The 13,888-nt window shown below is 63.3% G+C and carries 9 protein-coding genes; 5 read left to right on the top strand and 4 right to left on the bottom strand.

The window, feature by feature from the left end; translation table 11 throughout:
- The gene (pcrA, locus tag FHE74_RS00205; protein WP_139464411.1) at positions 1–2,358 is read right to left on the bottom strand and encodes a DNA helicase PcrA; all 2,358 of its coding nucleotides are present in this window, start codon (positions 2,356–2,358) and stop codon (positions 1–3) included.
- Positions 2,359–2,485: 127 nt separating this feature from the next.
- Between pcrA and FHE74_RS00200 the strand changes: the two genes are divergently transcribed.
- The gene (locus FHE74_RS00200; protein ID WP_139464410.1) at positions 2,486–3,274 is read left to right on the top strand and encodes a hypothetical protein; all 789 of its coding nucleotides are present in this window, start codon (positions 2,486–2,488) and stop codon (positions 3,272–3,274) included.
- A 10-nt stretch (positions 3,275–3,284) separates the two neighbouring features.
- Entirely contained in the window at positions 3,285–3,581 is a 297-nt protein-coding gene (locus FHE74_RS00195) for a chorismate mutase (protein WP_139464409.1), read from the top strand.
- Positions 3,582–3,587: 6 nt separating this feature from the next.
- Here the strand turns inward: FHE74_RS00195 and FHE74_RS00190 are convergent, their stop codons facing one another.
- Entirely contained in the window at positions 3,588–5,054 is a 1,467-nt protein-coding gene (locus FHE74_RS00190; RefSeq protein WP_139464408.1) for an NAD-dependent succinate-semialdehyde dehydrogenase, read from the bottom strand.
- A gap of 71 nt (positions 5,055–5,125) precedes the next feature.
- Between FHE74_RS00190 and pgi the strand changes: the two genes are divergently transcribed.
- Entirely contained in the window at positions 5,126–6,760 is a 1,635-nt protein-coding gene (pgi, locus tag FHE74_RS00185) for a glucose-6-phosphate isomerase (protein WP_139464407.1), read from the top strand.
- Positions 6,761–6,935: 175 nt separating this feature from the next.
- On the top strand, positions 6,936–7,571 hold the full coding sequence (locus FHE74_RS00180; RefSeq protein ID WP_139464406.1) for a DedA family protein: 636 nt from the start codon (positions 6,936–6,938) through the stop codon (positions 7,569–7,571).
- On the opposite strand, the gene FHE74_RS00175 is transcribed toward FHE74_RS00180, so the two are convergent.
- Both FHE74_RS00175 and FHE74_RS00170 read right to left on the bottom strand, forming a co-directional pair.
- A complete protein-coding gene (locus FHE74_RS00175) occupies positions 7,568–8,368 on the bottom strand; it encodes a DNA-formamidopyrimidine glycosylase family protein (protein WP_139464405.1) in 801 nt (266 codons plus the stop codon). The genes FHE74_RS00180 and FHE74_RS00175 overlap by 4 nt on opposite strands.
- Positions 8,369–8,384: 16 nt before the next feature.
- Complete coding sequence (locus tag FHE74_RS00170; RefSeq protein ID WP_139464404.1) at positions 8,385–13,082, bottom strand: ATP-dependent helicase; 4,698 nt, start codon at positions 13,080–13,082, stop codon at positions 8,385–8,387.
- Between the two features lie 38 nt (positions 13,083–13,120).
- Between FHE74_RS00170 and FHE74_RS00165 the strand changes: the two genes are divergently transcribed.
- Complete coding sequence (locus FHE74_RS00165; RefSeq protein ID WP_139464403.1) at positions 13,121–13,882, top strand: 3'(2'),5'-bisphosphate nucleotidase CysQ; 762 nt, start codon at positions 13,121–13,123, stop codon at positions 13,880–13,882.
- Positions 13,883–13,888: the final 6 nt, after the last annotated feature.

The raw sequence follows: 13,888 nt of genomic DNA, 5'->3' as shown, positions 1-13,888 counted from the left end.
CTAGAGCTTTTCCAGCGGAGTACCGGGCAACAGCATCAGACGCACTGTCCCATCGCGGCCAAAGTCGATGGTGGCCGTGAGCTTATCGCCCACCATCGAGGTGGCGGTAACGGTGCCCAGCCCGTACTTCTGGTGATTGACCTTATCTCCCACGTCCACCTTCAGCGCTGGCCCGGTAGCGGCAGTGGGCATGGACGTGCGCCGCGGCTTAGTACCGGACGTCCCCACCGGACGAGGTTCTCCCCAGCGACCAGTGCGAGAACTCGGTGCCGGCGATGACCACGCAGACTGCCCGTGAGGCTCGACGCGTCGCCAGTCGATGAGCTCCTCTGGGATTTCTCCCAAAAATCGGCTCGCCGGATTGGTGGTAGGCGCTCCCCACGACGAGCGCAGCATGGCGCGTGACAAGTACAACTGCTCCCGGGCACGCGTAATGCCCACGTAAGCCAGGCGCCGCTCTTCCGAAAGCTCCTTGGGATCACCCAACGCCCGCAGGTGCGGGAACTGCCCGTCCTCCCATCCGGTGACAAATACGACAGGAAACTCGAGGCCCTTGGCGGTATGAAGCGTCATGAGGGTGACCACTCCCTGATCATGATCCGGGATCTGGTCTGCATCAGCAACGAGGGAAACGCGCTCCAAGAAGGCTTGCAGCGATCCTGGTTCCGGCTCCCCTTCTGTGCGCTGGGCCGGTTGGCCATCCATGGTGTCGTAGGCCATCTGACGGGCTGCCTCTGAAGAAAACTCCCGGGCCACCGAGACAAGCTCATTGAGGTTGTCTAGACGGGCACCGTCCTGCGGGTCATTGGAGGCCTCGAGCTCTGCCCGGTAACCGGTGGAATCAAGCACGTCGGTTATCAACTCACCCAGATCCGGCATCCCGGTGACGTCATTGCGCATGTGCGGAAGGCGCTCGCGGATCCCGTCGATCATCTCATTGAAGCCGGCGACCGCCTTGCGGGCTCGAGTACCCAGCAAGCTAATCTCTCCAGCCGCGCCTGCGGTAAGCGCCTTGCCAAAGGAAATGCCCATCGTGTCGGCATGCAACGCCAGTGCGGCCTGCGCCTTGTCGCCAATGGCCCGGCGTGGCACGTTGATGATGCGTCGCAGGCTCACGGTGTCATCAGGATTGTCCAAGATGCGTAGGTAGGCAATGATGTCTCGGATTTCGCGACGCTCGTAGAACCTGGTTCCGCCCACCACTTTGTAGGGAATTCCCGAGCGCATGAAGATGTCCTCCAGTGCGCGCGAGGCGTTGTTGGTGCGATACATGACGGCGATGTCATCAAAGGATCGACCGCCTTCCACGAGCGAGTCGATCTCCCCGGCAATGAAGCGGGCCTCGTCGTGCTCGTTATCGGCCACGTAGCCGACGATCTTCTCCCCTACCCCATGATCGGTCCAGAGGTTCTTCTCCCGCCGGTTCTCGTTGCGGGCAATAACCGAGTTCGCAGCGTCCAGAATGGTTTGGGTGGAGCGGTAGTTCTGCTCCAGGAGGATGGTGCGTGCCTGGGGATAGTCACGCTCAAACTCTTGGATGTTCCGGATCGTCGCCCCACGGAAGGCATAAATCGACTGGTCGGAGTCGCCCACGGCACACAATTCCGGGGCATCGGGCCCATCGCCGACCAGCGTGCGCACGAGCTGGTACTGCGCGTGGTTGGTGTCTTGGTACTCGTCGATAAGCACATGCCGGAATCGCCGGCGGTAATAATCCACTACCTGCGGGTATTCACTAAAGATCCGCACGACCTCGCCGATGAGGTCATCAAAGTCGACCGCATTGGCTGCCCGCAGTCGTCGCTGATATTCCCGGTAAACCTCGGCGACGGTGGTCTCATATGGGTTCTTGGTCTGCTCGGCTGCCGTGGCCGCTTGTTCAGGGCTGACCAGCTCGTTCTTATGTTGCGAGATACCGTTGGCCAGGGCGCGCGGGGCGAACTTCTTGAGGTCGATGCCCATGTCCTTGGCAATGAGCGTAAGTAACCGGCGGGAATCGTCGCCGTCGTAGATGGAGAAGTTGGTATTCAGCCCCGGGACGAGCTGCGCCTGCTGACGCAGGATGCGCACGCACACAGAGTGGAACGTGGACACCCACATCGATTCCGCGACCGGCCCCACTAGCGAACCGACGCGCTCTTTCATCTCGGCGGCGGCTTTGTTGGTAAAGGTGATGGCCAAAATCTGCCACGGTGCGCAACCGCGCTGCCCGATGAGATAAGCAATTCGTCGGGTCAGCACAGCGGTCTTTCCGGAACCCGCGCCTGCGACAATGAGCAGGGGCGAGCCCTGGTGGAGGACTGCTTCAGCTTGGTGTTCATTGAGCCCGGCAAGGAGCGACTGCGCACTGGTATCCATAGCAACTGTCTAACCTACCTGCCGCTACGGACATCGATGGATCACCTCGCAGAGAAGATCGCACACATGTTCTTTTCCGGTCGTGGTAAAAGTTGAATACGTGTCCATGTCTGCAGCAAGAGTGCAAATGACACGCCCCCTGACGGCGTGGCCGGTTCCACTTGCCACCTTCGTCAGCACGCTAGTCACCACCGCAGCAGTTTTCATCGGCTATGGCTTTCTCAGTGGAACGTCGATGGTCAAAGCTGCCCAGGGAATCCTGAGCGCTGATGCCTCCTACTTCGCCCCAGCACTTACCGCCTTCGACACCTGGGGCTTCCTCCATTTGATGTTGCTGGTCTATGCAGTGTGGCAATTGACTCCGGCGGCTCGCCGCAGCTCCGTGCAGGAGGAGATCCGCCCTCGGGCCATTACCGCGTTCGCTTTACACGCCGTTTGGGTTTGGGCCTTCCAACTCGAGGCGCTGTGGGTGTCGCTGTTTAGTAGCGTGGCCACACTTCTCACCCTGCTCAGCATCATGCGGATAGTGCGCACCGAGTCCCGCGCCTGGCACACCCTGCTCAGCTGTCATTGCACCTTCGGCGCGTACTTGGGGTGGACGCTCGTGGAAGTTCCCATCACGCTTTTCCAGCTATGGAGCTACCAGTCTTTGGCTCTTGCCCACTCAGAATGGTGCGCCGCCGCCGCGATAACACTGCTCACGGCGACTTCGATGGGTCTGTCCTATCTCAACCGCGGTCGCCTCGTACCCGCGATCTTCACCGCCTGGCCGGTCGGCGCCATTGCTGCCGCGCGCTTAACCGGCACACATGAGTCGCTTGGGCTGGTGGCATTAGCGAGCATGGCCACCCTGGCAATCCTTGCTAGCCCCGTGGTCATCCGCCTAGCGCACCTCACGCTGCCGCCGGCGCGCTAATCTAAAGCGCATGAGCGATCCCATCGATATCCGCATGCCCTCCGGAACGGACGACCCCCTCTCCGATGCCGAGATCCAGCGCTATCGGCAGGAGATCAACCGTCTTGACCGAGAGATCCTCGATGCCGTCAAACGCCGTACAGAGATCTCACGAGCGGTGGGCAAAACGCGCCTGGGATCTGGCGGTACGCGCCTGGTTCACAACCGTGAGGTGGCCATCATCAACCAGTTCCGCGACGAGCTGGGCGACGAAGGCCCCAACCTCGCCGCTGTCCTGCTGCGCCTCGGCCGCGGCCGTTTGGGTTAGAGGTTCCTAAAGAGGCAGCGCGATGAACTTGGTCTCCAAGTATTCATCGATCCCCTCGAAGCCGCCCTCGCGCCCCAAGCCGGATTCCTTGACGCCGCCAAAGGGGGCCGCTGCGTTGGACAGTCCGCCCTTGTTTACCGCGACCATGCCGGCCTCGATGCCTTCGGCCACCCGCAGAGCACGGTCCATGTCCTGCGTGAACACGTAGGCGGCCAGGCCAAACTGCGTGTCGTTCGCCTTGGCCAGTGCCTCGCCCTCATCTGAGAACGTGTCCACGACCACGACGGGGCCAAAGATCTCCTCGCTGTGGATGCGCGCCCCCTCACCCACATTGGTAAGCACAGTGGCCGGGTAGTAATAACCTCCGTTGTCCAGTCCCTCCGGCAGGCTATCTCCGAGGAGTCGCTGGGCACCGTGGTCGAGGGCATCGTCGACAAGCTCCGTGACCTTGTCCACCTGGTCCTTGCCCGACAGCGGACCGTAGTCCGAGGACTCCGCGGTGCCGGGCCCCAGGGTGAATTCCTGAATTACCTTGACCACGCGCTCAACGAACTCATCCTTGATCGACTCCTGAACCAGGAATCGATTGGCGGCAATGCAGACCTGACCTGCGCCCCGCATCTTTGCCACTGCGACTGCCTTAGCTGCGGCGTCGATATCCGCATCCTCGAACACAACATAGGGCGCGTTTCCGCCGAGCTCTAAGGAGGTATTGATGGAGCGTTTCGACGCCTGTGCTGCCAGCTCCTGCCCCACCTGCGTGGAGCCGGTGAAGGTGAACTTGCGCAACCGTGGATCCTCTAACAGGGCTGATACGTTCGCGGAATCAGCCGTGGGCAGAACCGACAACAGTCCCTTGGGCAGACCGGCCTCGCGCAGAGCCTGGGCCAAGAACAGCATCGTCAACGGCGTCTTAGAGGCGGGCTTGATGGCAATGGTGCATCCCGCTGCCAAGGCCGGCGCGATCTTGCGAGCTCCCATCGCCAGCGGAAAGTTCCACGGGGTGATGGCCAGGCATGGCCCGACGGGTTGACGGACCGTTACCAAGCGCGCATCGCCACCAGGCGCATGGCGGTAATCGCCTCGAATCCGCACCGCTTCCTCGGCGAACCAGCGGAAAAATTCTGCGCCGTAGGCCACCTCGGCGCGCGAATCAGCCAGCGCACGCCCCAGCTCCGCAGATTGCAGCAAGGTGAGCTCGTCCTCGTGTTCCAGCAGGTACTCATAGGTCCGGTGCAAAATCTCCGATCGCTCGCGGGCGGGCGTGGCTGCCCATTCCGCTTGCGCCTGGCAGACCGCGTCAAAACCGCGCTGGGCATCAGACGCAGACGCGGCAGCAACCTGGGCTAGTGCAGTGCCGGTCGAGGGGTTGATCACCTCGAAGGTGGAGCCGGATTCGGCGTCGACAAACTCACCGTTAATAAACAGGCCAGTAGGTACGGAGGCGAGAAGTTCCTGGAGATCATTAGTCATGTCTCCGTTGTACCCGCCTTTGGGTAAATTTGGCTTAAGAATGCCCGCGTCGATCAGAGGAGCTAAATCCCATGGACATCACCGCTACGCCCCAGTGGGCGCAGCTCTCGGAGCTATTTGGACGCAAGAAGGACCTCACCCTGCGTGAGCTGTTTGCCGCGGACTCGCAGCGCGCCTCCACCCTCACTTTCGACGCAGCCGGCCTGCATGTCGATCTGTCCAAGCACCTTGTCGACGATGAGGTGTGGCAGGGACTTCTCGCACTCGTCGAGGCAGCAGGTGTCCCCGAGCGTCGCGAGGCCATGTTCCGGGGTGAGCACATCAACTCCACCGAGGACCGCGCCGTTTTGCACACCGCACTGCGCATTCCCGCCGAGGACGACCTGACCGTCGATGGCCAGGACGTGGCCGCCGACGTGCACGAGGTACTGGGCCGCATGCGCGACTTCGCGGCCGACCTGCGCTCCGGACGTTGGCTCGGACACAGTGGCCACACGATCAAGAAGATCGTCAACATTGGCATCGGCGGGTCGGATCTGGGTCCCGCGATGGCTACGCAGGCCCTGCGCTCCTATGCCACGGCTGGCATCACCGCCGAGTTCGTGTCCAACGTCGATCCGGCCGACATCTCTGCGGTGCTGGACGACGCCGATCCGCATTCCACGCTGTTCGTCGTCTCCTCCAAGACCTTCACCACGCAGGAGACCCTGGCCAATGCGCATGCCGCCAAGCGTTGGATCGTCGAGGCCTTCGACGGCGACGAGCAGGCCGTGGCCAAGCACTTCGTCGCGGTGTCCACCAACGCCGAGAAGGTGGCCGAGTTTGGCATCGACACCCAGAACATGTTCGGGTTCTGGAACTGGGTGGGCGGCCGCTATTCGCTGGACTCTGCCATCGGCCTGTCCCTGATGGCCGTCATCGGCCCGCTGGACTTCATGCGTTTCCTGGAGGGTTTCCACGCCATGGATACCCACTTCCGCACCACGGACGCGCAGCACAATGTTCCGGTCCTGATGGCCCTGCTGGGCATCTGGTACTCCAACTTCCACGGGGCACAGACCCAGGCTGTTCTGCCCTACTCCCAGGACCTCGGCCGCTTCCCGGCCTACCTCCAGCAGCTGACCATGGAGTCCAACGGCAAGTCCGTGCGTTTCGACGGCTCCCCGGTCAGCCTGGATACCGGAGCTATCTACTGGGGTGAGCCGGGTACCAACGGCCAGCACGCCTTCTTCCAGCTCATGCACCAGGGAACACGGCTGATCCCGGCTGACTTCATCGGATTCGCCCGTCCCAAGCAGGATGTGCCCACCGCCGACGGCACCGGTTCCATGCATGACCTGCTCATGGGCAACTTCTTCGCGCAGACCAAGGTGCTTGCCTTTGGTAAAACGCAGGAAGAGATCGAGGCCGAGGGCGTGCCTGCCGAGCTCGCACCGCACAAGGTCATGCCGGGCAACCGTCCGTCGACCACCATCCTGGCCGAGGAGCTGACTCCCTTCGCCCTGGGTTCGCTCATCGCGCTTTACGAGCACATCGTGTTTGTCCAGGGCGTGATCTTTGACATCAACTCCTTTGACCAGTGGGGAGTCGAGCTGGGCAAGCAGCAGGCCAACGACCTGGCCCCAGCCGTTTCCGGTGAGCAGGATCCGAATACCGGTGACAGCTCCACCGATGCTCTGATCACGTACTACCGCTCGGTGCGCTAGTAACTAAATTGCGTAGCGCACGCGAACCCCAGCCACCTCGGCATAGGAGCCTCCCACACGATAGAGTGGGAGGCTCCGTTGCAACTTTTGGTCGACGCCCGTGTTCGGCCGATCCGAGGTCATTTGAAATTCAAGTGATCGCATAGACGTGTGATTGAAAGGTATGTAGCAACTAGTGCAAGCAATCGTTGACTGGGTCGTCCATCTCATGCAGATCCTCGGTGCTCCCGGCGTGGGCATCGCCATCTTCCTGGAAAACATCTTCCCGCCCATTCCCTCTGAGGTGGTCCTCCCGCTCGCGGGCTTCACTGTCTCGCAGGGCACCCTCGGCTTCCTGCCTACCTTCATCTGGGCCACGCTCGGCTCTGTGATCGGCGCCTGGGTGCTCTACGCCATCGGCGCCATGGTCGGCGCAGACCGCCTTCGCCGCATCGCGGATTGGATGTGGTTGGTCGAGCCCGAAGACGTGGACAAGTCGCTGAGCTGGTTTGATCGCTACGGTCCCGCCTCGGTGTTCTTCGGTCGCTTCATCCCGGGCGTGCGTTCGCTGATTTCCATTCCGGCAGGTATTCATCGCATGCCCATCTGGAAGTTCACGCTCTGGACGGGCCTTGGCTCTGCAGGATGGAACGCCCTGCTCATCGGCCTAGGAATCTGGCTCGGTGAGAGCTACACCTTGGTGGAAAAGTACGTGGGCAAGTACTCCAACGTCATCTACGCCATCATCCTCGTCATTGTGGTCGTGGTGATCGCCCTCCTGATCCGCCGCAGCAAGAAGCGCAAGCAGGCATCCTCTAACCGCGTGGATTAATTCTTCATCGGCTGGCACTGCGGGCACCACCAGATGACCCGCTCCAAGTCACCATCTCCGCCGAGAAATCCGTTAACGATGCGGGTTCCGCATCTTCGACACGGCTTATTGTTCCGCCCGAATACATAGGAGTTCTCCCCGGCGCGTTTGACTCCCGTGGTCACGCGTATCGGGGAGTTTCTATTTGCCCAGATCAGGCGGCGCGACAGCTCCAGGACAGCGCGCACGTCTACACTTTTTACAGGTGTGGCGGGATGCACTCCCATGAGAAAGCAGATCTCCGCCCGGTATTCATTGCCCAGCCCAGCAACCAGCTTTTGGTCGAGCAGCGCCTGCCCAATGGTGCGCTCAGGATCCTGCTCAATGCGTGCCTGCGCCTCCTCGATGTCGAAGTGCTCGGCCAGGATATCGGGGCCCAAATACCCCATGCGCTCGTGATATTCGGCGACAGGAAAGACCCGCACCAGCCCCAGATCGTGACCCACCACCTCGATGGGGCGCGGATGCGGAGCACCTTCCAGGGTGAGCACGACGCGCGCGGTGTACCCGGGTTTACGCCAACGATCCCCCTTCAGATGCATCGCCCACGTTCCCTCCATTTTGAGGTGGGTATGCAGAATCCGCTCGTCAAACTGCATGAACAGGTGCTTGCCCAGTGGCCAGATTCGCTCGCACGTCGAGCCGGTGAAGGAGATCGTCGCAAAGCGCGGAACTCGCAGAGAAGTCGACAGCACCTCCCTCCCGGCCATGAACTGCAGGCGGCGAGAGAGTTGAAAGACGGAATCGCCTTCGGGCATGTGCGCTCCTCCTCTCCTACTCCAGGTCCTCGATGGCTTCGCTCAGGCTGCGTCCCCGGCGCACGGTACGCGGCGTTTGGGCGCGCCCGGTGATACGGATTCCGCGCGGGCTTATCGACGCCCCAGCCCGGCGCATTACCTCCAACAGCCCGGATTCGAGGGCCGCTGTCCCGTCGATTTTCTCAATGGTCAGGGCAGACAGCGTCCCGGACGAGACCACCTCGGCTAAGGCAGCCACGACGCGGGCGATGACCTCATCCGGGTCGATGCCGCCGGGGAAGGAATCGGCAAACGTGGTCATTGTGCGCCCGCCTCGGGTGAGATGGGCTGCCAGGAGGCCGTCGATGAGCACGACCAAGGCGCCCGCTGCCCGCGATGGCCCCTGCTGCGGCCACCCCAGGGCAGCACCGTAGGGGTTGGCCGGATCCGCGGCCGCCAGGACGACCACCTCGGGATCCGTGGTGCCTGACGGCCACCCGCTCACATCATGAGTATCGGCGTACCCACGCAGCCGGTCGATAATGGCCGGGGTGGAAAACTGCGCCGCCCCCAGGCCCTCCACCAGGTAGCCACGCAGGGCTTTTCCGGAGGCCTCGAACTCGCTGAGCACCTTGTAGGCCAGGGCGAAGCCGCCGGTCACGGCCTCAGCCACCACGCTGCCACGGGTAAGCGCTCCGTAGCGTTCCAGCCAGGTTTCTCCACGGATGAGTGAGCGGGCGGTCGCGTCTTGCGAAGCAGCCGGGGTCAGCGCCCAGCGGCCCACCATGTCCGGCGGGACCTGCTGGCGAGGGATGCCGGCGCGCCCCATGCGCATCCGGCTGCGTGCGGGACGTCGCTTTGCACGGTGAGCGGTCTTGCCCCCAGACAGTCGCGCGCGTACCGGGGCAAACCCGTCTGGAGAGACCAACCCGGCCTCCACCAATCCCCACAGGGCCTCGCGCACCTCATCGGTACTGCCGCTGGCGTGCGCGGACAACTCCGGGAAGTGGAATCCGCCCCCGCGACGGAGGACCTCCAGCAACTCGTGCTGGATCAGGCTCAGGCCTTCTTCCTCCAGGTCCGGCAGGAGATCTGCAGCGTAGTCTGCGGGCAGCAGCATGATCCATGGGTCCTTGGCGCCTGCTGTTCCCGCACCGACGATAAGGACCTCGCCGCTGGCGGTGAGCTCGTCAAGCATGAGCGGGGAATAGTCGCCCACCCGCGACGGCAAAACCAGCGACTCCCACGCGGAGGCGGGCAAACGCACTCCGGCGAGCTGCTCGATGACGGCGAACACCCCGTCGGCCCCTCGCAGAGGTGGGCGTTGGCCGACGCTGGCAACGTTGTGCCAGTCAACCAGGAAGCGCGCGAATGCGCTCTGGCTGACCGGTTGTGTCTGCGCACGGGCAGCCGCCAGCGAACGCGTGCGGATGTTCTTGAGGACTTCGGCAGCACAATATTCCTGCTCGTCGACGCCTTGACGGTACCGGCCTTCGATGACTTTGTGGGAATCAACCAACGGGCGCAGCGCGGAATGCGCAGCCCCCATCCCCAGCCCGAAGGCCTGTGCGAGTTCTCGCAGGACGAAGGGCCCGCGGGTCCTCACCCAACGCGCCACTAGCTGCTCCAGCGCGTCCACGATCGTGGCCTGCTGTGCCGGTATCCCCGGCGGCACCGGCACACCGAGGCCATCGCGCAGCACGGCTGCATCGGCGACCTGCGCCAAATGCGGCCTCCCCCCAATGCGCACCTGCATGACCCGTCCCGCCAGATTCGCTTCTGCGACCGTGAGCGGATCCTCCATGGTGCAGTGCAGGGTGAGCTCGTCGACAGGGACGGGTCCAATCACGCGTACCAGGTCCGCGATGTCCTCGGAGGTTTGCGCCCGAGACACCCACTGCAGCTTGTTGTGTACCTCGGCGATGATGTCGGGGTCGAGCAGCTCGCGCAGCTCGACGGTGCCGAGGAGCTTGGCCAGCAATGCGGGATCGAGAGCGAGCGCGGCGGCGCGCTTTTCTGCCAGCGGAGTATCGCCCTCGTACATGAAGGCCCCGGTGTAGTTGAACAACAGCGAGGTAGAAAACGGACTGGGTTGCTCGGTGGTGACCTCGGCGACCCGTATCCTGCGCAGCTTTAAGCCCTCCATGACCTCGCGCAGCGCAGGCAGGTCGTAGACATCGCGCAGGCACTCGCGCACCGTCTCCAGGATGATGGGGAAGCTGGGGTACTTGCGGGCTACGTCGAGCAGCTGCTCGGCGCGCTGACGCTGCTGCCACAAAGGAGCGCGCTTTCCAGGATGGCGTCTGGGCAAAAGCAACGCGCGCGCCGCGCACTCGCGGAAACGGGAGGCAAACAAGGCGGAATTACCCACCTGGTTGGTCACCGTCTCCTCGATGTCATCGGCGTCGAAGACGAACAGGGACGCATCCGGTTCCGTATCTGCCTCGGGCAGTCGCAGAACAATGCCATCGTCGCCTGCGACGGCTTGGGCATCCATGCCGGTCTCTTCGGCTATGCGTGCTCCCACCGCCAGCGCCCAAGCCGCGTTGACTCCCCTGCCGAAAGGTGTGTGCAGGACTACTCGCCAGTCACCGAGCTCATCGCGAAAGCGCTCCAACACCAGCGTCTTCTCATCGGGCACCAGCCCGGTGGCCTCTTCCTGCTCCTTGAGGTAGGCCACCACGTTGGCTCGGGCATCGGTATCCAGGTCGGGCATGTCCACCTCGCCTGCGCGCACGGCTCGACGGAACTCACCCAGCGCTACTCCCAACTCATAGGGTCGACCGAGGGAGTCTCCTCCCCAAAACGGCAGGCGTCCGGTATGCCCTGGCGCAGGGCTGACCAACACCTGGTCGCGCGTGATGTCCTCGATGCGCCAGCTGGTTGCTCCCAACGTGAAGGTATCCCCCACGCGAGACTCGTAGACCATCTCTTCATCGAGCTCTCCGACCCGGCGCGGTGTGCCCTCACCACCGGCGAGGAAAACCCCGAACATGCCGCGGTCGGGAATGGTTCCGGCATTGATCACGGCCACCCGCTGCGCTCCCGGGCGCGCGCTGAGCACACCAGTTGCGCGATCGTAGACCACACGCGGTTTTAGGTCCGCAAAGTCGGTGGAGGGGTATGTTCCGCTGGCCAGGTCGATGACTGCGTCGAACACATCGCGGGAGAGGTCGCGGTAGGCGAAGGCGCGGCGGACAGTGTGATACCACTCGTCCACATCCCAGTCCTCCACGGCCACGGCGGCCACCGTCTGCTGGGTGAGCACGTCCAAGGGGTTTTGCGGGGTGGTCAACTCCTCGATGAGTCCGGCGCGCATGCGCTCGACGGTCACGGCCGTCTGCACCAAGTCAGAACGGTGCTTTGGGTAGAAGCGCCCCACTGAGACGGCTCCCACCGAGTGCCCGGCGCGGCCCACGCGCTGCAGGCCAGAAGCCACCGAGGGAGGAGATTCGACCTGCACGACCAGGTCAATCGCTCCCATGTCGATGCCCAGCTCAAGGGAGCTGGTGGATACCACGGCTTTCAGCGTGCCCTCCTTGAGCGCCCGCTCGGTCTCCGCGCGCTCCTCTTTGGACACCGACCCATGGTGGGCCCGCGCGATTATGGCCGGGGCCTTGCCGGCCACGTCCGTGGGCTTCATCAGCTGGGCAGGATCGCGACGCAGCTGTGGACTCAGCGACTCCGGGTCGTGTTCTTCCGCCCACAACTCATTGAGCCTGCTGGTCAGACGCTCGGCAGTGCGCCGGGAATTTACAAAGACCAACGTGGAGCGATGCTGCCCAATACGCTCATAGAGCGACTGCTCTATAAACGGCCAGATCGAGCGCTGCTGAGGCAGGGCGGATTCGTGGAGGGCAGGGGTAGCGTCGACAAGCGTCTCCTCCCCCGAGCCTGAACCGAGGCCCAAAGGATCGTCGACCACGGCATTACCGATGGTCGAGCCTTCCTCGGGCACCGGGAGGTCCGCCATGTCCTCGACCGGGACCTCCACCACCAAGTCCCACTTCTTGGCCCCGGGAGGGTCGATGATGTCTACCGGACGATCCCCACCCAGAAAGGCCGCGACGCCGTCGAGGGGACGCACCGTTGCTGATAGTCCGATGCGCTGGAAGTCCCCGGCCAGATGGGCCAGCCGCTCGAGCGTGAGCGAGAGGTGCACACCACGCTTGGTGCCGGCCAAGGCGTGGATCTCATCGATGATGACGGTGTCCACGTCTTTGAGGATCCCGGCTGCCTTGGACGTCAGCATGAGGTAGGCCGACTCCGGTGTCGTGATCAGGATGTCCGGCGGGCGGCGCACCTGACGCGAGCGCTCTGCCGACGAGGTGTCCCCGGAGCGCACCCCCACAGAAATGTCCGGGACGTCGAGGCCCAGGCGCTGTGCGGTGCGCGTGATACCTGTCAGCGGCGCACGCAGGTTGTTTTCTACGTCCACGCCCAGGGCCTTCAGCGGCGAAATATACAAGACCTTGACTCCGCCGTGGCCGGAGGTCTTTTGAGGCCCCACATCGAGGTCGAGGGGCTGCTGACCTTCGCGCTCTACCAACGAGTTCAGCGCCCAGAGAAACGCGGCCAGGGTCTTGCCCGAACCGGTGGGCGCAACCACCAGGGCGTTCTCTCCCCGCGAGATTGAATCCCACGCCCCACGCTGCACGGGGGTGGGCTGTTCAAAGACGTCCCGGAACCAGGTGGCCACCTGGGGGCGGAATCGGCTCAGGACATCCTTGGTCATGATGACCAACTGTAACTGCGTGACTAGACTTTCAAGTTATGAGCGCCCAGTACTCCGATTCCCGTCTGACCGACCTGCTGGCCCAAGGCACCGGTGAGATCCTCAAAGGCATTCGCGGCGTGGGCCTGCTGCGTGGGCGTGACCTCGGCGAGGCCGGTGATGACCTCGCCCAAAACTGGATCGCCCGCGTGCTCGCCCAGCACCGCCCCGACGATGGTTTCCTCTCCGAGGAGGCTGCCGATAATCCTGAGCGCCTGGACAAGGAGCGCGTCTGGATCATCGACCCCCTCGACGGCACCAAGGAATTTGCCACCGGCCGTCAGGACTGGGCCGTGCACATTGCGCTGGTAGAAAACGGCGTGCCCACCCACGCAGCTGTCGGTCTACCCGACTTGGGTGTGGTCTTCTCCTCCTCGGAGGCGAAGTACGTGGAGGGACCGCTTGCCCGCAAGATCGTGGTGTCTCGCAACCGCCCGCCGGCAATTGCCCGTGAGGTGGCCGACAAGCTCGGTTTTGAGGCCGAGGGCTTTGGCTCCGCAGGCGCGAAGGCTATGCACGTGCTGCTCGGTGACCACGACGCCTACGTCCATGCCGGCGGCCAGTACGAGTGGGATCAGGCCGCACCTGTGGGCGTTGCCCTGGCCTCTGGCCTGCACGTCTCGCGCCTCAACGGGGAGCCTTTGACCTACAACAACCGCGACACCTACATCCCCGATCTGCTCATCTGTCGCCCCGAGCTGGCCGACGAGATCCTCGGCATCGCCGCCGAGTACCTCGAGGAGCACGGCTCGTTCCTCTAAATTCGG

Source organism: Corynebacterium tapiri (assembly GCF_006334925.1).
GTDB lineage: Bacteria > Actinomycetota > Actinomycetes > Mycobacteriales > Mycobacteriaceae > Corynebacterium > Corynebacterium tapiri.
The sequence above is the reverse complement of the archived record's forward strand: the minus strand, read 5'-3'. Positions and strand labels throughout refer to the sequence as shown.

Coding starts and splice junctions, on each gene's coding strand:
- FHE74_RS00165 (WP_139464403.1), top strand. CDS start 13,121: ATGAGCGCCCAGTACTCCGATTCCCGTCTGACCGACCTGCTGGCCCAA.
- FHE74_RS00175 (WP_139464405.1), bottom strand. CDS start 8,368: ATGCCCGAAGGCGATTCCGTCTTTCAACTCTCTCGCCGCCTGCAGTTC.
- pcrA (WP_139464411.1), bottom strand. CDS start 2,358: ATGGATACCAGTGCGCAGTCGCTCCTTGCCGGGCTCAATGAACACCAA.
- pgi (WP_139464407.1), top strand. CDS start 5,126: ATGGACATCACCGCTACGCCCCAGTGGGCGCAGCTCTCGGAGCTATTT.
- FHE74_RS00170 (WP_139464404.1), bottom strand. CDS start 13,082: ATGACCAAGGATGTCCTGAGCCGATTCCGCCCCCAGGTGGCCACCTGG.
- FHE74_RS00200 (WP_139464410.1), top strand. CDS start 2,486: ATGACACGCCCCCTGACGGCGTGGCCGGTTCCACTTGCCACCTTCGTC.
- FHE74_RS00190 (WP_139464408.1), bottom strand. CDS start 5,054: ATGACTAATGATCTCCAGGAACTTCTCGCCTCCGTACCTACTGGCCTG.
- FHE74_RS00195 (WP_139464409.1), top strand. CDS start 3,285: ATGAGCGATCCCATCGATATCCGCATGCCCTCCGGAACGGACGACCCC.